Raw genomic sequence first — 19,442 nt, forward strand, 5'->3', positions numbered from 1 at the left:
CGCAGCAGGTTTTGTGCCCAATGCAGTGCACTGGAAGCGCAGTTGGCTGGTACTCAATGAGCGTCGATACAGGCCACATTGCGCAAAAATTGACTCGCCCGCGCAGGTTGCGCGAAACGCCAACAGAACGAGGCGCGAGCCTACCCTTTTTCCAGCCGATACAAGCTGTTAATGTGCCTGACCAGCAGCCCATAAGACGCCACGGATCGGATATTTCACTTGATACGTCCCCTCCTCTCGTTACTTCTCTGCATGGCCATCAGTTCATCTGCCTGGGCCACTCTGTATAAAAGCCACGGCTACGCCCAGTTTGGCGAGCTGAAATACCCCGCCAGCTTCACCCATTTCGCCTGGGTCAACCCGGAAGCCCCGAAAGGCGGCACGCTGCGGATGATGGCCAACGGCACGTTCGACACGCTCAACCCCTACACACTCAAGGGCAGCAGCCCGATCAGCAGTGCCAACTTCCTGCAGTACGGGGTCAACGAGCTGAATGCACCGCTCATGGTCGGCACCGGCGCCTATGACCCCTCCGGTGATGAGCCGGCGTCTAGCTATGGCCTGATCGCCGAGTCGGTGGAATACAGCGATGATCGCAGCTGGGTGGTGTTCAATCTGCGCCCCGAGGCGCGCTTTCACGATGGCAAAGCGATCACCGCCTATGACGTGGCCTTTTCCTACCGCCTGCTGCTCAAGGAGGGTCACCCGCAATACCGCACCAATCTGCAGGAAGTTAAGCGGGTCGACATCCTCAACCGCCACAGCATCCGTTTTGTGCTCAAGCGTGCCGGCAACTCCCTGCTGGTCTTGCGCCTGGGTGAATTGCCAGTGCTGCCGCAGCACTACTGGAAAGGCCGCGACTTCAAGGCCACCACTTATGAGCCACCGCTGGGCAGCGGGCCCTACCGCATTACCCAGGTCAGCCCCGGTCGCAGCCTGCGTTTTGAGCGGGTCCAGGACTGGTGGGGCGCCAAGCTGCCAGTCAATCGCGGCAAATACAATTTCGACCAGGTCGACGTGGAGTTCTACCGCGACAGCCATGTGGCTTTTGAAGCGTTTAAGGCCGGTGAATTCGACATCTATATCGAACAACAGGCGAAGAACTGGGCCAACGGCTATCGCTTTCCGGCATTGAGCCGTGGCGAAGTGATCCGCGCCGAGATCCCTCATCAGATTCCAACCCAGACCCAGGCGTTGTTTATGAACACCCGCCGCGAGGTATTTGCCGAGCGCCAAGTGCGCGAAGCCTTGGGCCTGATGTTTGACTTCGAGTGGGCCAACCGCGCGCTGTTCAACAGTTCCTACACCCGCGCCAACAGCTACTACCCCAACAGCGAGTTCTCGGCCAGCGGCAAACCGGAAGGCGCGGAATGGCTGTTGCTCTCGCCCCATCGCAAACAACTGCCGTCACGCCTGTTCAGCGAGCCTTTCAGCATGCCGCAGACTGACGGCCGAGGCATCCCTAGAGAAACCTTGCGCCGCGCTCTCGGTCTATTGGCCGAAGCCGGCTGGAAGCCCTCCGGCCAACGCCTGCTCAACAGTGAAGGGCAACCGCTGCGATTCGAGATACTGCTGGTCAACCCCAACCTTGAACGCATTCTCCAGCCCTTTACCGAGAACCTTGCCAGCATTGGCATTCAAGCTAACCTGCGCACCGTCGACCGCGCCCAGTACAAGCAGCGCCTCGATCAATACGACTTCGACATGATTCTGCTGACCCTGCCGCAAACCCTCAGCCCAGGCCTGGAGCAGTCGCTGTATTTCCACTCCTCACAAGCCAAGATCAAAGGGGGTCGCAACTACGCCGGGGTTACCCACCCGGTGGTTGATGCGATGATTGAAAAACTTCTGGCCGCGCAAACCCGAGCCGAACAAGTTGCTGCCACTCGTGCACTTGACCGCGTGCTGTTGTGGCAGCACTACAGCATCCCGAACTGGTACATCGATTACCACCGCCTGGCCTACCGCAACCGATTTGCCTTCGTCACCACGCCGCCCTACACCCTGGGCCTGCGTACCTGGTGGCTGAAATCCATGGAGAACGCTGAATGACCCATGCATTGCGCGCCCTGTTTATCCACGTCAGTGGCATTGCCCTGCTTGGCGTAGCCAGCCTGGCATTGGCCGGCCCCAAACACGCACAAACGCTGTATGACGAGCCGCCCAAATACCCGGCCAACTTCACCCACTTCGATTACGTCAACCCGGATGCGCCCAAAGGCGGCACCCTGCGCCAAGCCGGCTTCGGCGGCTTCGACAGCCTCAACCCGTTTATAAACAAGGGTGTTGCCGCCGACGATATCGGGATGATCTACGACACCCTGACCCGCCACAGTTTGGATGAGCCCTTCACCGAATACGGCCTGCTGGCCGAGAAAATTGAGAAAGCCCCAGATAACGCCTGGGTGCGCTTTTATCTGCGCCCTGAGGCACGTTTTCATGACGGCAAACCGGTGACCGCCGAAGACGTCAAATTCAGTTTCGACACCCTGATGAGCCAAGGCGCGCCGATGTACCGCGCCTATTACGCCGATGTCGACAAGGTGGAAATCGAAAGCCCTCACCGCGTGCGTTTCGTGTTCAAACATGCCGGTAACCGTGAGCTGCCGCTGATCGTCGGCCAGTTGCCGGTGCTGCCAAAACATTGGTGGGCGGAACGCGACTTCAGCAAAGGCAACCTCGAAGTGCCCCTGGGCAGTGGCGCCTACAAGGTGGCGAATGTGCAGGCCGGCCGCTCCATCCGCTATGAGCGCGTCAAGGACTGGTGGGGCAAGGACCTACCGGTCAATCGCGGCTTTTACAATTTCGACACCCTGGAAATCGACTATTACCGCGACAACACCGTGGCCCTTGAAGCACTCAAGGCTGGACAGTTCGATTACTGGCTGGAAACCAGTGCAAAAAATTGGGCCACGGCCTACAACACCGAAGCCATAGCCAACGGCCAGCTGGTTAAAGAAGAAATCGCCAACCACAACCCCACGGGCATGCAGGGTTTTATCTTCAACACCCGCCGCCCGCTGTTCAGTGACCGCCGCGTGCGCGAAGCCCTGAGCCTGCTGTTTGATTTCGAGTGGACCAACCGTCAGCTGTTCAATGGCGCTTACACCCGTACTCGCAGCTATTTTGACAACTCAGAACTGGCCTCTGTCGGCTTGCCCTCTGCTGATGAGTTAAAGCTGCTGGAGCCATTGCGCACACAGGTTGCGCCCCAGGTATTTACCGACGAGTACCAACCCTCGGTCACCGATGGCAGCGGCATCATTCGCGAGCAACAACGCCGCGCCTACCAACTGCTGCAGGAAGCCGGCTGGCGTGTGGATGGTGACAACATGCTCGACAGCAACGGCCAGCCAGTAAGCCTTGAGTTTCTTCTGGCACAAACCGAATTTGAGCGCGTCTTGCTGCCATTCAAGCGCAACCTGGCGGACCTTGGCATTGAACTGGTGATTCGCCGCGTTGACGTTTCGCAGTACATCAACCGCCTGCGCTCGCGTGATTACGACCTTATCGTCAGTGGCTTTGGCCAGTCCAACTCACCCGGTAACGAGCAGCGCGAATACTGGCACTCCAGCAGCGCCGACAACCCCGGCAGCCGCAACTTTATTGGCCTGAAAGACCCGGCGGTGGACAGCTTGGTAGACGGACTGATCAATGCCGACTCACGGCAAAGCCTGATCACCCACACTCGTGCCCTCGACCGTGTGCTGCTCTGGGGCCATTACGTGGTGCCCAATTGGCATATCAAAACCTGGCGCGTGGCCTACTGGAACCGCTTCGAGCACCCCAAGGTCAGCCCGAAATACGACATAGGCCTGCACACCTGGTGGGCCCGTGCGAAATCGCCAGAAGCGGTGGCCGACGAAGCCGCCGCTCACCCGGCTGCAGACGTGGAGCAATAAGATGCTGGCGTATATCTTTCGTCGGCTGCTGCTGATCATCCCCACGCTGTTCGGCATTTTGCTGATCAACTTCGTCATCATCCAGGCCGCCCCCGGTGGCCCGGTCGAGCAGATGATCGCCAAACTGGAAGGCTTTGACGGCGCCACCAGCCGGATTGCCGGCGGCGGTGCCGAGGTGTCCGTGGCCGGTTCCAACTACCGTGGCGCGCAGGGTCTAGACCCGGAACTGGTGGCAGAAATCGAGCGCATGTACGGCTTCGATAAATCCGCCCCGGAACGCTTCTGGCTGATGCTCAAGAGCTACGCGCAACTGGATTTCGGCTCGAGCTTCTTTCGTGATGCCGAGGTTATCGACCTGATCATCGAGAAGATGCCGGTGTCAATCTCCCTGGGATTGTGGAGCACGCTGATCATGTACCTGGTGTCGATTCCACTGGGCATCGCCAAAGCCACCCGCCACGGCAGCGCCTTCGACGTCTGGACTAGCTCACTGATCATCGTCGGCTACGCCATCCCCGCCTTCCTCTTCGCCATTTTGCTCATCGTGCTGTTTGCCGGCGGCAGCTACTGGGATTGGTTCCCGCTGCGCGGCCTGACCTCGAACAACTTCGACGAGCTGAGCCTCACCGGGAAAATATTCGACTATTTCTGGCACCTGGCGCTGCCCGTTACCGCACTGGTAATCGGCAACTTCGCGACTCTGACGCTACTGACCAAAAACAGCTTTCTCGATGAGGTCAACAAACAGTACGTGGTCACCGCCCGCGCCAAGGGCCTGAGCAACAACCGCGTGCTCTATGGCCATGTGTTCCGCAACGCCATGCTGATCATCATCGCCGGCTTCCCAGCGGCCTTTATCGGCATTTTCTTTACCGGCTCCTTGCTGATCGAGGTGATTTTCTCCCTCGACGGCCTGGGCCTGATGAGTTTCGAGGCGGCAATCAACCGCGATTACCCGGTGGTGTTCGGCACCCTGTTTATTTTTACGTTGCTGGGCCTGGTGGTGAAATTGATCGGCGACATTACTTACACCCTGGTCGATCCACGTATCGACTTTGAAAGCCGGGAGGGTTGAGATGAAACTGTCCCCCATCAATCAACGCCGCTTCCAGCTGTTCAAGGCGCACAAGCGCGGCTGGTGGTCACTGTGGATTTTCTTGGTGCTGTTCTTTGTCACCCTCGGTGCTGAGCTGATCGCCAACGACAAGCCGCTGGTGGTGAGCTACGACAACGAACTGTATTTCCCGGTATTCAAGCGCTACCCGGAAACCGCCTTCGGCGGTGAATTCCCGCTGCAGGCCAACTACAAAAGCCCCTACATCCAGGAGCTGATCAAGGAAAAGGACGGCTGGATGATCTGGCCGCCGATCCGCTACAGCTACTCCAGCATCAATTACGACCTGCAAGTACCTGCCCCGGCGCCACCCTCGGCGGAAAACCTGCTGGGCACCGATGACCAAGGCCGCGATGTACTGGCGCGGGTGATTTATGGCTTCCGCATTTCCGTGTTGTTTGCCCTGATCCTGACTTTGGCCAGTTCGGTCATCGGCGTGTTTGCCGGCGCGTTGCAGGGTTTCTATGGCGGCTGGGTTGACTTGGTCGGCCAGCGCTTTCTGGAAATCTGGTCCGGCCTGCCAGTGCTCTATTTGCTGATCATCCTCGCCAGCTTCGTGCAACCGAACTTCTGGTGGCTGCTGGGCATCATGCTGCTGTTTTCTTGGATGAGCCTGGTGGATGTGGTGCGCGCCGAGTTCCTGCGCGGGCGCAATCTGGAATACGTACGCGCCGCACGCGCCTTGGGCATGCAGAACGGCTCGATCATGTTCCGCCACATCCTGCCCAACGCGATGATTTCCACCATGACCTTTATGCCGTTTATCCTCACCGGCGCAATCGGCACCCTCACCGCACTGGATTTCCTCGGTTTCGGCCTGCCGCCTGGAGCACCGTCGCTAGGCGAGTTGGTGGCCCAGGGCAAATCCAACCTGCAAGCGCCCTGGCTCGGTATCAGCGCCTTTGCCGTGCTCGCCCTGATGCTCAGCCTGCTGGTGTTTATCGGCGAAGCGGCACGCGATGCCTTCGATCCGAGGAAATAACATGACCGACTCCAACACCCTCATCGAAGTACGCGACCTGGCTGTCGAGTTCGTCACCGGCAGCCTGAAACAGCGCGTGCTGGAAGGCGTCAGCTTCGACATCAAGCGCGGTGAAACTCTGGCTTTAGTTGGCGAAAGCGGCTCGGGCAAATCGGTCACCGCGCACTCAATCCTGCGTCTGCTGCCCTACCCGATTGCTCAGCACCCCAGCGGCAGCATTCACTACGCCGGGCAAGACCTGCTCAAACTGAACGAGAACAAACTGCGCGGCATCCGTGGCAACCGTATCGCCATGGTCTTTCAGGAGCCCATGACTTCGCTGAACCCACTGCACAGCATCGAAAAGCAAATCAACGAAGTGCTGGTCCTGCACAAAGGCCTAAGCGGCAAGGCGGCTACAGCGCGCACCCTGGAGTTGCTGGAACTGGTCGGCATTCCTGAGCCGCACAAGCGCCTCAAGGCCTACCCACATGAGTTGTCGGGCGGGCAACGCCAGCGTGTGGTAATCGCCATGGCCCTTGCAAACGAGCCGGAATTGCTGATCGCCGACGAACCGACCACCGCGCTGGACGTCACCGTGCAGCTGAAGATCCTTGAGCTGCTCAAGGAACTGCAAGCACGCCTGGGCATGGCGATTCTGCTGATCAGCCACGACCTCAATTTGGTACGACGGATTGCCCACCGCGTTTGCGTGATGCAGCGCGGGCATATCGTCGAACAGGCGGCCTGCGAAACGCTGTTTAAAGACCCACAACACCCCTATACCCGTGAGCTGCTGGGCGCCGAGCCCACCGGTGGCCCGGTCGATCAGCCGCCGGGTAAGACCATGCTGGAAATCGACAACCTGCGCGTCTGGTTCCCGATCAAGAAGGGTTTGTTGCGCCGTACTGTCGACCATGTCAAAGCCGTGGACGGCATCAACTTCAGCCTGCCGCAGGGCCATACGCTGGGCATCGTCGGCGAAAGCGGCTCGGGTAAATCCACCCTGGGATTGGCAATTCTGCGCTTGCTCGGCAGCCAGGGCGGTATCCGCTTCCAGGGCCAAGCAATCGACGGCCTGTCGCAAGAGGATGTTCGCCCGCTACGCCGGCAAATGCAGGTGGTGTTTCAAGACCCCTTCGGCAGCCTCAGCCCGCGCATGTCGGTGGGCCAGATTGTCGGCGAGGGTTTACAGATTCACCGCATGGGCAGCGAAGCCGAGCAGGAGCAGGCCATTATCGACGCACTGGTGGAAGTGGGACTGGACCCAGAAACCCGCCATCGCTACCCGCACGAGTTTTCCGGTGGCCAGCGCCAACGCATCGCCATTGCCCGTGCACTGGTACTCAAACCTGCTTTGATCCTGCTGGATGAGCCGACCTCAGCCCTCGACCGCACCGTTCAGCGCCAGGTAGTCGAACTGCTCCGCTCGCTGCAGGCTAAATACAACCTGACCTATCTGTTTATTAGCCACGACCTAGCAGTGGTCAGGGCCTTGAGCCATCAGGTGATGGTGGTTAAACAGGGCAAAGTGGTCGAACAAGGCCCGGCAGCACGTGTCTTTGCAGCACCACAGGACATCTATACACAGCAGTTGCTGGAAGCGGCCTTTATGGCCCCAGCCAACTAATTACCTGCAAACAGGAAGAGGAACAACACCCATGGGTTTTCTAAGCGGCAAGCGCGTACTGATCGTTGGCGTCGCCAGCAAACTGTCCATCGCCTCCGGCATCGCGGCAGCCATGCACCGTGAAGGTGCCGAACTGGCCTTCACCTACCAGAACGAAAAGCTTAAAGGCCGCGTTGAAGGCTTCGCTGCTGACTGGGGCTCAAATGCCGAGCTGTGCTTCCCGTGCGATGTCGCCAACGACGAAGAAATTGCGGCGGTATTCGAAGCCCTGAGTAAGAAGTGGGACGGCCTGGATTGCATCGTTCACTCCGTTGGTTTCGCCCCGGGCGACCAATTGGACGGTGACTTTACCGACGTTACCACCCGCGAAGGCTTCCGCATCGCTCACGACATCAGCGCCTACAGCTTTGTCGCCCTGGCCAAAGCCGGCCGCGAGATGATGAAAGGCCGCAATGGCAGCCTGCTGACCCTCTCCTACCTGGGCGCCGAGCGCACCATGCCCAACTACAACGTCATGGGCATGGCCAAGGCCAGCCTGGAAGCCGGTGTCCGTTACCTGGCCGGCAGCCTCGGTCCAGAAGGCACCCGCGTCAATGCCATCTCCGCAGGCCCAATCCGCACCTTGGCGGCCTCCGGGATCAAGAGCTTCCGCAAGATGCTCGCGGCTAACGAGAAGCAAACCCCACTGCGCCGTAACGTGACCATCGATGAAGTCGGCAACGCCGGCGCCTTCCTCTGCTCGGACCTGGCCTCAGGCGTCAGCGGCGAGATTATGTATGTTGACGGCGGCTTCAACACCACCGCCATGGGCGCCATGGAAGAGTAAGCCGTTAAATTGCAGCAATAAAAAAGGCCGCTTAATTAAGCGGCCTTTTTATTAAGCGTGTCGCAATCAGAAGCGCTCGATATCCGCGCTTTCTTCTAGCTGCTTACGGAACGCAGCAAAGTCTTGCTGACCTATGCGTGAAGCGAGGAAACGGCTGTACATGGCCTTATCCTCATCCGACAGTGCCTGTTGCGGCTGGCTGACGCCATTGAGACGAATGATCACAAAATCACCGTTACTCAGGCTCACTCCGGCGAAGGTCGGCTTATCGCTTGCCTCAGGCTTAGCCATGCGGAACACCGCTTGCAGCACAACAGGCTCTACGCCTTCCTGGCTGCGTGTTGCCGCCTCGACGACAGTCCAGCTCTGCTGAGCATCCGCCTGGGTAACCGGCGTTTGACCTTCACGTAACGCTGCCAGCTGCTCCTGCGCCTTGGCTTTGACGGCCTCGCTTGCACGAACCTGGGTCAATTGCGCGCGAATACCCTCGGCAACCTGCTCAAGCGGCAGTTGCTCAGGCTTGTTGTGCTGTTTAACACGCACAACCACGACAGTGTTCGGGTCAAGCTCGATCAGGCTGCTGTTGCTGCCGTCGTCGAGCACTTCCGCGCTGAAGGCCGCCTGAATCACCTGGCGGTTAGCGGTCAGGCCTTCAGCCCCACCCTGACGACCAAACGCCTCAGTGGTTTTGACTTCAAGACCGAGCTCTTGCGCGGGCTGAGCCAGATCAGACGCTTCAAACGCAGCGTCTTCGAGGTCTTTGGAGACTTCGACAAAGCGCTGTTCAACCTGACGTGTTTTAAGGTCGCGCTGCAGTTTTTCTTCCAGACTGGCGAAGCTCGGCACTTCCGGCGCCTGAACGCCCAGCAGCTTGATCAGGTGCCAGCCAAACTCGCTGCGTACGGGAGCCGATACGGCATTCTCGTCCAGCGCATACAGCGCCTCTTCAAAGGCCGGGTCATAAACGCCAGGGCCGGCAAAGCCCAGATCACCGCCCGCGCCCGCCGAGCCCGAATCATCAGAGAACTCTTTGGCCAGCGCGGCGAAATCTTCGCCCTGTTCAACACGCTTCTGCACCTCGAGCAACTTGGCTTGAGCTTGCTCGTCATTCAGTGTGTCGTTGACTTCGACCAGAATGTGCGCGGCACGACGCTGTTCGGCAAGGTTAGCGATTTCACTTTGATAAGCACTCTGCAGCGCCTCATCAGTGATTTCGACTTGGTCAAAGAACGCGTCTTTTTTCATCTCGACGTATTCCAGCACCACCTGCTCAGGGCTCATAAACTGGCTGGCTTGAGCCTCGTAGTAGGCCTTGATGTCGTCATCGCTGAGCGTGACAGCGTCAAGATCAGCCTTAAGCGTTAGGGTGGCAAAGTCGCGAGTCTGCTTTTCCAGTGCAGCAAATGCCCGCACTTCGGCGTCCGTAACAAAACCACTATTGGCCAAGCCGGCACGCAGCTGACCAATGAGCATTTCCTGCTCGAGCATCTGGCGGAACTGCAAGCGGCTGTAACCCAGCTGACGGATCACCTGATCGAAACGCTCAGCATTGAACTGACCATCGACCAAAAACTCAGGTGTTTTCAGGATCAACTGATCCAGTGCTTGTTGCGAAAAGGCAAAGTTGGCGTCTTTGGCACTATCAAGCAACAAAGTACGTTCGATCAGGCCATTCAGAGCCGCTTCACGTAGCAGCTTTTCATCAAGCAAGGACGCATCGAAGTCGCGCCCTAACTGCTGCAGCAACTGCCGACGTTGCATCTCTACGGCCTGGCTGAGCTCGGCAGAAGTGATTTTCACATCATTCACTTCAGCCGCATTCTGACTGTTGCTGGTACTGGTAAAAATCGCATCAACACCCGTCAGCGCGAGCAGCGCGACAATGATGCCGATGATGGTTTTGGCAATCCACCCTTGTGAATTATCCCTGATATTTTGCAGCATGCGTCCCCCAGAACGACTGTAAAAAAAGCAGCCGCGCAGTGTGGGTAAAATCCGGATAGAAGAAAGGCGCATCAGTGGATGCGCCTTCTCATAACTGGCGAAGCGGATCGAACTCAAATAACAGATTCGTAGCGCTCAGACGGATAAAACTGACTGAACATCCCGCCCCGCTTCAGATCAATCATTCAACTGATCTGCTGGGCAAAACCTAAAGAGACTTAGTTGACAGCGTCTTTCAGAGCTTTACCGGCTTTAAAGCCTGGAATCTTGGCAGCAGCGATGCTGATCGGGTTACCAGTTTGCGGGTTACGACCAGTGCGAGCAGCACGCTCTTTAACAGCGAAAGTACCGAAACCAACCAGTACTACAGAATCACCAGCCTTCAGAGCGCCAGTAACGGATTCAATTACTGCGTCCAGCGCGCGGCCGGCAACAGCTTTTGGGATATCAGCAGATGCAGCAATGGCATCGATCAGTTCCGACTTGTTCACTCTTAAGTCCCCTTAATTTCTGTTGAGTTTATTTCTTGCTTTTAAATGTAAGCGAAGTTTATGCAGGAGAGCCTGCCGACACAATAAGAGCCGCTTTATAACAAGGGCTTCAAAAATGTGTCAAGAAACCCCTCCGGCTAATGCGTGCTGATTCGCTCCTTGGAATCAGTCTCGCGTTTTTCATCCTTTGCAGCTATGGGAGCCGCATCAGACAAGGGCTCCGGCGCGTATTGCAGCGCAATTTGCAGGACCTCGTCAATCCATTTAACCGGTTTAATCTGCAGGTCTTGCTTAATGTTCTCCGGAATCTCTTTCAAATCGCGCACATTCTCTTCGGGAATTATGACCGTCTTGATTCCGCCACGGTGTGCGGCCAGTAGTTTTTCTTTCAGACCACCAATCGCCAACACCTGACCCCGCAGGGTTATTTCACCGGTCATTGCTACATCGGCACGCACAGGAATCTGAGTCAGCGCTGAAACGAGCGCCGTACACATACCAACGCCAGCGCTGGGGCCATCTTTTGGGGTCGCCCCCTCAGGCATATGGATATGGATGTCCTGCTTCTCATAGAAGTCCACAGGCACGCCCAGGCTCTTGGCTCGACTGCGTACAACGGTCTGCGCAGCCGTAATCGATTCCAGCATCACATCACCCAGTGAGCCGGTTTTGATCAACTGGCCTTTACCTGGAACAACCACGGCTTCGATGGTCAACAGCTCACCGCCCACCTGGGTCCACGCCAATCCGGTTACTTGACCGATTTGGTCCTGTTGCTCAGCCAAACCGTAGCGATATTTGGCCACACCAAGGAAATGCTCCAGCGAATCAGCGACTACCGTGACGTGGAAACGCTTCTCGGCGGTGTGTTCCTTAACCACCTTGCGGCACACCTTAGCAATTTGCCGCTCAAGACCTCGCACCCCCGCTTCGCGGGTGTAGTAGCGAATAATGTCGCGAATTGCCGCCTCTTCAAACACCAGCTCAGCTTTCTTCAAGCCATTGGCCGCAACCTGCTTGGGCGCCAGGTATTTGATCGCGATATTGGTCTTCTCGGCTTCGGTATAGCCCGGTAGGCGAATGACCTCCATACGGTCCAGCAGCGGACCTGGAATATTCATCGAGTTAGCCGTGCAGAGGAACATTACATCGGACAGGTCGTAGTCGACCTCCAAATAGTGATCATTGAAGTTATGATTCTGCTCCGGATCCAGCACCTCAAGCAGGGCTGACGCAGGGTCGCCGCGCATGTCTTGGCCCATCTTGTCGATTTCATCAAGCAGGAACAGTGGGTTGCGCACGCCAACCTTGGTCATTTTCTGAATCAGACGCCCCGGCATTGAACCGATATAGGTGCGGCGATGGCCACGAATCTCGGCCTCGTCACGTACGCCGCCAAGGGCCATACGCACGAATTTTCGATTGGTGGCACTGGCAATGGATTCGGCCAGCGAGGTTTTACCCACGCCAGGCGGACCGACCAGGCAAAGCACTGGCCCCTTGATTTTCTTCACGCGTTTTTGCACGGCGAGGTATTCAAGAATGCGCTCCTTGACCTCATCCAGACCGTAATGATCGGCATCAAGGATCGCTTCAGCACGCGCCAGATCAAGGCGAACCTTACTCTGGGCCTTCCACGGCACATTAACTAGCCAGTCAATGTAAGAACGCACCACAGTGGCTTCGGCCGACATGGGCGACATTTGCTTGAGCTTGTTTAACTCGGCATTCGCCTTGGTCAGCGCTTCGGCAGTCAGTCCCGCATTATCAATGCGCTTTCTCAGCTCATCGAGCTCATTGTGGCCGTCTTCGCTGTCACCCAGCTCTTTCTGAATGGCCTTCATTTGCTCATTCAGGTAGTACTCGCGCTGGCTGCGCTCCATTTGCTTCTTAACACGGCCACGAATGCGCTTTTCAACCTGAAGCAGGTCAATTTCCGCATCGAGCAGTGCCAAGACATGCTCAACACGTGCTGCCAGGTCGGTAATTTCTAGAATTTCCTGCTTCTGCTCGATCTTCAGGACCATATGAGCCGCCATGGTGTCGACCAGGCGTGCAGGCTCGTCAATTCCGTTCAGCGAGGCAAGAACCTCTGCAGGCACCTTTTTGCCAAGCTGCACATATTGCTCAAACTGACTAAGCAGGCTTCGGGTGAAGACTTCGGATTCGCGCTCTGCAGCATCAACCTCATCAATCAGCTGGACCTCTGCGCGGCAGTGGCCATCAACCTCAATGAAACGCTCAATCTCACCGCGCTGCTCACCCTCGACCAATACTTTGACGGTGCCGTCCGGCAACTTCAGCAACTGCAACACCGTCGCTACGGTACCGACGCGATAGAGGCCAGCCTCATCGGGATCGTCATCCGCAGGGTTTCTCTGCGCGAGAAGCAGAATTTGCTTCTCGCCCGCCATGGCGGACTCAAGGGCTTCGATGGATTTTTCACGCCCGACGAATAACGGAATGACCATGTGCGGATAGACCACAACATCGCGCAACGGCAGGAGAGGCAATTCGATGGTTGTCTTCATGATTTCGGCTCTACGACGGCCATACGGCCTCAAACAGATGGGATGACCCTTGCAGCTAAGATGGGGGCAGCCCATACAAAAAACAAGCGTTGCAGCAGTAAAAGCAAAGGGGCCCACAGGCCCCTTGCTTTCAACATGTTACAACGCTGTTACGCGTCAGGCGCAGCCTTGGCTGGCAGCTCGTTATTCTCATAAATGAGCAACGGCTTGGAGGTACCTTCGATAACACTCTCATCGATGACCACCTTGCTGACGTCGGACTGCGACGGAATCTCGTACATGGTATCAAGCAGGACGCCTTCGAGAATCGAACGCAGACCACGAGCACCGGTTTTACGTTCAAGTGCCTTGTGCGCAACCGACTTCAGGGCATCAGGCCGGAATTCCAGCTCAACACCTTCCATCTCGAACAACTTGCCATATTGCTTGGTTAGCGCGTTCTTCGGCTCAGTCAAAATTTGCACCAGAGCAGCTTCGTCCAACTCATCCAGGGTGGCAATAACCGGCAAGCGGCCCACGAACTCAGGAATCAAACCGAACTTGACCAAATCATCAGGCTCAACGGCGCGCAGTGACTCGCCGACTTTCTTACCCTCTTCCTTACTGCGAACCTCGGCATTAAAACCGATTCCGCCCTTGGTCGAGCGGCCTTGAATAACCTTCTCCAACCCTGAAAACGCACCACCGCAAATAAACAGGATATTGCGCGTATCAACCTGCAGGAATTCCTGCTGAGGATGCTTGCGGCCGCCTTGCGGCGGTACTGATGCCACCGTGCCCTCAATCAACTTGAGCAGCGCCTGCTGTACGCCCTCGCCAGATACATCACGAGTGATCGACGGGTTATCAGACTTACGTGAAATCTTGTCAATTTCGTCAATGTAGACGATACCCATCTGGGCTTTTTCTACATCGTAGTCGCACTTTTGCAACAGCTTTTGGATGATGTTCTCTACATCCTCACCCACATAGCCAGCCTCGGTCAGGGTGGTGGCGTCGGCAATAGTGAACGGTACGTTGAGCAAGCGAGCCAGGGTCTCAGCGAGTAAGGTTTTACCTGAGCCCGTCGGACCGATCAGCAGAATGTTGCTTTTACCCAGCTCGATGTCGTCTTTCTTATCGCGCTGGTTGAGGCGTTTGTAATGGTTATAGACCGCTACCGCCAGAATCTTTTTCGCGCGTTCCTGACCGATCACGTACTGGTCGAGAATGCCGCTGATTTCCTTGGGGGCAGGCAATTTATGCGCGCTGCTCTCTGCCTGGGCTTCCTGCACCTCCTCGCGGATGATGTCGTTGCACAGGTCGACGCACTCGTCGCAGATAAAGACCGAGGGGCCGGCAATCAATTTGCGTACTTCATGCTGGCTTTTGCCACAGAAGGAGCAATAGAGCAGCTTGCCGTTGTCCTCGCCGTTGCGGGTGTCAGTCATTCGTTCAATCCAATCCGATAGGCTTGAAACACAAGATGAGGGCTTATGCGGGCTTTTTCAAGCCCGCCGGGGGCGGACACACCGACCCACCCTATTTTGAGCTGCTTATTAAGCGGGGCGCTTTTCAATCACTGCGTCGATCAACCCGTACTCACGAGCGGCTTCGGCGCTCATAAAGTTATCACGATTGGTATCGCGCTCAATCTCCTCCAAGGTGTGTCCACTGTGCTTAGCCATCAGCGTGTTAAGACGCTCGCGGATGAAGAGGATTTCCTTAGCATGGATTTCGATATCCGATGCCTGCCCCTGGAAACCACCCAGTGGCTGGTGAATCATAACGCGCGAGTTAGGCAGGCAATAGCGCTTGCCCTCGGCGCCAGCGGTCAACAGGAATGCACCCATGCTGCATGCCTGACCAATACAGGTGGTCGACACGTTAGGCTTGATGAACTGCATGGTGTCATAGATAGACATACCCGCTGTCACTGAACCGCCTGGGGAATTGATGTAAAGGTGGATGTCCTTGTCCGGATTTTCCGCTTCAAGGAACAGCAATTGCGCGCAGATCAGGTTGGCCATGTAATCCTCTACAGGGCCAACAAGAAAGATCACGCGCTCCTTGAGCAGGCGCGAATAGATGTCGTAGGCGCGCTCACCGCGAGCTGATTGCTCAACAACCATGGGCACCAAACCGCCAGCGGCTTGGATATCGGGCATTTGTTGCATAAAAGGATTGCGGGACATGCGTGCACTCGCTCCCTAAATAGTCATTTCACAAATACGCATAAGCCAGCACGAAGGCTGGCTTATGGCGTGTCGAACGAGGTAAAGAAATCAGGCGGCTTGTGGTGCTTCTACCGGCTTGACAGCTTCTTCGTACGAGACTGTTTTGTCAGTCACGTTGGCCTTCTGCAAAACAGTATCTACAACTTGCTCTTCCAGTACAACCGAGCGCACTTCGTTCATTTGCTGGTCGTTTTTGTAGTACCAAGCCACAACCTGCTCAGGCTCTTGGTAAGCAGAAGCCATTTCCTGAATCATTTCGCGAACACGGGCGTCGTCTGGCTTCAGCTCACACTGCTTAACCACTTCCGCCACAACCAAACCGAGCGCTACGCGACGCTTAGCCTGCTCTTCAAATAGCTCAGCCGGCAGCTGCTCTGGCTTCAGGTTGCCGCCAAACTGCTGGACAGCTTGTACACGCAGGCGATTAACTTCGTTGCTGATCAGTGCCTTCGGCACTTCGATCGGGTTGGCAGCCAGCAGGCCGTCCATCACCTGGTTTTTAACCTTGGACTTGATCGCCTGGCGCAGCTCACGCTCCATGTTCTTGCGCACTTCAGCGCGGAAGCCTTCCAGGCCGCCTTCTTTCACCCCGAAAAGGGCGAAGAAGTCATCATTCAGCTCAGGCAACTTAGGTGCTGCGATGCTGTTAACGGTGACGGTGAACTCGGCAGTTTTGCCAGCCAGATCCAGATTCTGGTAATCAGCCGGGAAAGTCGGGTTGATTACGCGCTCTTCGCCAGCCTTGGCGCCCAACAGTGCATCTTCAAAGCCAGGGATCATGCGGCCGGAGCCGAGAACCAGCTGAGTGCCCTTGGCCGAGCCGCCCGCGAAGGCTTCGCCGTCGATCTTGCCAACGAAGTCTATGTTCAGCTGGTCGCCATTCTCGGCAGCACGCTCAACATTCTCGAAACGAGTGTTCTGCTTGCGCAGAATTTCCAGCATGTTGTCGACATCACTCTCAGCCACGTCAGCCTGCAGACGTTCGATAGCAATGGAGTCAAAGCCGGCGACAGTGAACTCTGGGAACACCTCAAAGGTCGCAACATACTCAAGCCCCTGACCTTTCTCGAAGGACTTCGGCTCGACAGCAGGTGCGCCAGCAGGGTTAAGCTTCTGCTCGACAACGGCTTCGTAGAATGTGGACTGAATAAGATCGCCCAACGCTTCTTGACGTGCAGCGTCTTCATAACGCTGACGAATTACGCTCATTGGCACTTTGCCAGGACGGAAGCCAGGGACTTTTGCGCGACGGGCAGTCTGCTGCAGACGCTTGTTGACTTCAGTCTCAATACGCTCGACAGAGACACCAACGGTCATACGGCGCTCGAGAGCAGAAGTATTTTCAACAGAAACTTGCATGAATAATCCTCGTTGCACAGACATAAGCCGGCCGTTTGCCCGCCCCCTATTTGAAGGGCATGCATTCTAGAGGGTCAATTTGCAGAAGTCACCCTAGATGCAAGCGGCAAACGGGAGGGAGCTAAAAAGATGGTGCGGACGGAGAGACTCGAACTCTCACACCTTGCGGCGCTGGAACCTAAATCCAGTGTGTCTACCAATTCCACCACATCCGCGTGGTAAAGCTTTATATAAAATCGCCAGGTATTAACCTGGCGCTTTAGAATATGGGGTGGACGATGGGGATCGAACCCACGACAACAGGAGTCACAATCCTGCGCTCTACCAACTGAGCTACGCCCACCATATTGCATTTTGCTTGAGCCAAGACCGCCAAATGGCGCACCCGGCAGGACTCGAACCTGCGACCATCCGCTTAGAAGGCGGATGCTCTATCCAGCTGAGCTACGGGCACTTATCCACCTGCATAAGCAGACTCAAAGCTTTCGATCTACGCAAAAATTATCTTCTTGCCTTGACCGTCTTACCCAGCGACTTGCTGTGCTCGACAAGCGGGGCGAATGTTATAGAGGTGACCACAGGTCGTCAACAGTAAAAGATAAAAAAAATCAGCTATTTAAAGGAGTTACGCGAAAACCCTGGCAGCCGCCTTTGCCCCACAGCATGGCCATGCGAGAATGCGCGTCCTTTTTCCATCCTTTCTTTATGGTTAACCAAGCGCAATGACCGCACAACTGATCGATGGCAAAGCAATTGCCGCCAGCCTGCGCCAGCAGATCGCCAAACGTGTCGCTGAACGACGCCAACAGGGCCTGCGCGCGCCTGGTCTTGCTGTAATTCTGGTCGGCAGCGACCCTGCGTCTCAGGTTTACGTTTCGCACAAGCGTAAAGATTGCGAAGAGGTGGGCTTCGTTTCACAAGCCTACGACCTGCCCGCCGCTACTGAACAGGCCGAGCTAATGGCGCTGATCGACCGTCTAAATGATGAGCCGAGCATTGATGGCATTCTGGTGCAGCTGCCATTGCCGGAACACCTCGACGCTTCTTTATTGTTAGAACGTATCCGCCCGGATAAAGACGTTGACGGTTTCCACCCTTACAACATCGGGCGCCTCGCCCAGCGCATGCCACTGTTACGCCCCTGCACCCCAAAAGGCATCATGACCCTGCTGCAGAGCACCGGCGTCGACCTGTACGGTATGCACGCAGTGGTAGTGGGCGCCTCAAACATTGTCGGCCGGCCGATGGCGATGGAGCTGCTACTGGCTGGCTGCACTGTCACCGTAACCCACCGTTTTACCAAAGACCTGCCTACGCATGTCGGCCAGGCGGATATTGTTGTAGTCGCGGCTGGAAAGCCTGGCTTGGTGCATGGCGAGTGGATCATGCCAGGCGCAATCGTTATCGACGTCGGCATCAACCGCCAGGATGATGGCAAACTGATTGGTGATGTGGTGTATGAAACCGCCCTGCCCCGCGCCGGCTGGATTACGCCAGTGCCGGGCGGCGTTGGCCCTATGACACGCGCCTGCCTGCTGGAAAATACCCTGCATGCCGCCGAGCACCTGCACGACTAAGAACCTTTGCACGACATACAGCCTGGATAGAAACAGGGAATGATCTTAGGCCGGGTAATTGATGAGGGACTGATAGACCACTGATTTATGCTGCTGGTCAGCAAAACCTTATCAAACCCGGCCGCACCATAGGCTTTGATGCCGAGCGGGCGGCTTCAGAAGCTGCCTGCAACAACTGCTCATTTGGCCCACACACCGCAAGCCCCGCCCATCCTGCGAGTCAAAGCCTAATGCGCGCCCGCGCATCACTTACGACAACTTATTCGCGAGTGCCAAAGCGGCTGCGCTCATGCTTCAGCACCTTGCTTATCGCAACGTTGTTGAGTGCCTGCGCGAGCGTTACTGCGCCACCATCGCAACATAACGTGGAGCCGATACGCTTTCTTCTAAGTTTCGATGACGGCCCCAGCGCAAGCACTGGCCGCAACCCAACGGCGCAAATACTCGACGCACTGACGGACAACCCCATTCAACCGGTAATCAAGGCGCTGTTTTTTGTACAAACCCGCGTCACCAGAGCAGGTGGTAGCGCTCGGGGCAAGGCGCTTTTACGCCGCCAACAGCGTGAAGACCATCTGCTGGGCTTTCACACTGCCATCCCAGGCCATGCCAACCACCGCTTTCTTAATCCGGCAGTTCTGGATCAATCGTTAAAAGACGGCATAGCTGATTTGACAGTCATCAGCGGCGCAGCACCGCAGCTGGTGCGTCCGCCTTTCTGGAACTACGACGAGCGCACACTCACCGCCTACCAAGCACACGGCCTGCAGCGCGCAGCCCTTAAACGCACCCTGCGCGACCCGAAGCAATACGCACGGCTACCCGGTCTGTGGGACTGGATCTGGAACTGATGGACAACGGCTATTAAAAAGGCCGCTCGAGAGCGGCCTT

General features: G+C 56.6%; 14 protein-coding genes and 3 tRNA genes. 8 read left to right on the top strand and 9 right to left on the bottom strand.

Features of this window, described 5'->3' with window-relative positions:
- The first annotated feature begins 222 nt into the window (after positions 1 to 222).
- From AC0J6G_RS08115 to fabI, 6 genes are read left to right on the top strand one after another with little or no spacing between them, the layout of a single operon-like run.
- Positions 223 to 2,052 (top strand): extracellular solute-binding protein, encoded by a 1,830-nt coding sequence (locus AC0J6G_RS08115; RefSeq protein ID WP_475253647.1) that lies wholly within the window; start codon positions 223 to 225, stop codon positions 2,050 to 2,052.
- On the top strand, positions 2,049 to 3,902 hold the full coding sequence (locus AC0J6G_RS08120; RefSeq protein ID WP_475252966.1) for an extracellular solute-binding protein: 1,854 nt from the start codon (positions 2,049 to 2,051) through the stop codon (positions 3,900 to 3,902). Before AC0J6G_RS08115 ends, AC0J6G_RS08120 begins: the two co-directional genes overlap by 4 nt.
- A gap of 1 nt (position 3,903) precedes the next feature.
- Positions 3,904 to 4,977, top strand: a complete 1,074-nt coding sequence (locus AC0J6G_RS08125) for a microcin C ABC transporter permease YejB (RefSeq protein ID WP_475252968.1) — start codon at positions 3,904 to 3,906, stop codon at positions 4,975 to 4,977.
- Between the two features lies 1 nt (position 4,978).
- The gene (locus AC0J6G_RS08130; RefSeq protein WP_475252970.1) at positions 4,979 to 5,998 is read left to right on the top strand and encodes an ABC transporter permease; all 1,020 of its coding nucleotides are present in this window, start codon (positions 4,979 to 4,981) and stop codon (positions 5,996 to 5,998) included.
- Between the two features lies 1 nt (position 5,999).
- Positions 6,000 to 7,607 carry an ABC transporter ATP-binding protein gene (locus tag AC0J6G_RS08135; protein WP_475252972.1) on the top strand — a complete coding sequence of 536 codons (1,608 nt, stop codon included), beginning with the start codon at positions 6,000 to 6,002 and terminating at the stop codon, positions 7,605 to 7,607.
- 31 nt (positions 7,608 to 7,638) lie between these two features.
- Positions 7,639 to 8,433: an enoyl-ACP reductase FabI gene (gene fabI, locus AC0J6G_RS08140; RefSeq protein WP_475252974.1), complete on the top strand. Its 795-nt coding sequence runs from the start codon at positions 7,639 to 7,641 to the stop codon at positions 8,431 to 8,433.
- Between the two features lie 66 nt (positions 8,434 to 8,499).
- Here fabI and AC0J6G_RS08145 read toward each other — a convergent pair whose 3' ends face one another.
- From AC0J6G_RS08145 to AC0J6G_RS08185, 9 genes are all read right to left on the bottom strand, one after another.
- Positions 8,500 to 10,377, bottom strand: a complete 1,878-nt coding sequence (locus AC0J6G_RS08145; protein ID WP_475252976.1) for a SurA N-terminal domain-containing protein — start codon at positions 10,375 to 10,377, stop codon at positions 8,500 to 8,502.
- A gap of 218 nt (positions 10,378 to 10,595) precedes the next feature.
- A complete protein-coding gene (gene hupB / locus AC0J6G_RS08150; protein WP_010490206.1) occupies positions 10,596 to 10,868 on the bottom strand; it encodes a nucleoid-associated protein HU-beta in 273 nt (90 codons plus the stop codon).
- Positions 10,869 to 11,005: 137 nt separating this feature from the next.
- A complete protein-coding gene (lon, locus tag AC0J6G_RS08155; protein WP_475252978.1) occupies positions 11,006 to 13,399 on the bottom strand; it encodes an endopeptidase La in 2,394 nt (797 codons plus the stop codon).
- A 149-nt stretch (positions 13,400 to 13,548) separates the two neighbouring features.
- Positions 13,549 to 14,829 carry an ATP-dependent Clp protease ATP-binding subunit ClpX gene (clpX, locus tag AC0J6G_RS08160; protein ID WP_475252980.1) on the bottom strand — a complete coding sequence of 427 codons (1,281 nt, stop codon included), beginning with the start codon at positions 14,827 to 14,829 and terminating at the stop codon, positions 13,549 to 13,551.
- Positions 14,830 to 14,937: 108 nt separating this feature from the next.
- A complete protein-coding gene (gene clpP / locus AC0J6G_RS08165) occupies positions 14,938 to 15,573 on the bottom strand; it encodes an ATP-dependent Clp endopeptidase proteolytic subunit ClpP (protein WP_090241800.1) in 636 nt (211 codons plus the stop codon).
- Between the two features lie 90 nt (positions 15,574 to 15,663).
- Positions 15,664 to 16,974 (bottom strand): trigger factor, encoded by a 1,311-nt coding sequence (gene tig, locus AC0J6G_RS08170; RefSeq protein WP_475252983.1) that lies wholly within the window; start codon positions 16,972 to 16,974, stop codon positions 15,664 to 15,666.
- A gap of 130 nt (positions 16,975 to 17,104) precedes the next feature.
- Positions 17,105 to 17,189, bottom strand: a tRNA-Leu gene (locus AC0J6G_RS08175).
- 52 nt (positions 17,190 to 17,241) lie between these two features.
- Positions 17,242 to 17,317: transfer RNA gene (locus tag AC0J6G_RS08180), tRNA-His, on the bottom strand.
- 34 nt (positions 17,318 to 17,351) lie between these two features.
- Positions 17,352 to 17,428, bottom strand: a tRNA-Arg gene (locus tag AC0J6G_RS08185).
- Between the two features lie 268 nt (positions 17,429 to 17,696).
- Between AC0J6G_RS08185 and folD the strand changes: the two genes are divergently transcribed.
- Both folD and AC0J6G_RS08195 read left to right on the top strand, forming a co-directional pair.
- The gene (gene folD / locus AC0J6G_RS08190) at positions 17,697 to 18,551 is read left to right on the top strand and encodes a bifunctional methylenetetrahydrofolate dehydrogenase/methenyltetrahydrofolate cyclohydrolase FolD (protein ID WP_475252985.1); all 855 of its coding nucleotides are present in this window, start codon (positions 17,697 to 17,699) and stop codon (positions 18,549 to 18,551) included.
- A 365-nt stretch (positions 18,552 to 18,916) separates the two neighbouring features.
- Positions 18,917 to 19,402 carry a polysaccharide deacetylase family protein gene (locus AC0J6G_RS08195; protein ID WP_475252987.1) on the top strand — a complete coding sequence of 162 codons (486 nt, stop codon included), beginning with the start codon at positions 18,917 to 18,919 and terminating at the stop codon, positions 19,400 to 19,402.
- Positions 19,403 to 19,442: the final 40 nt, after the last annotated feature.

The organism is Pseudomonas sp. TS_SC_3, assembly GCF_056156225.1.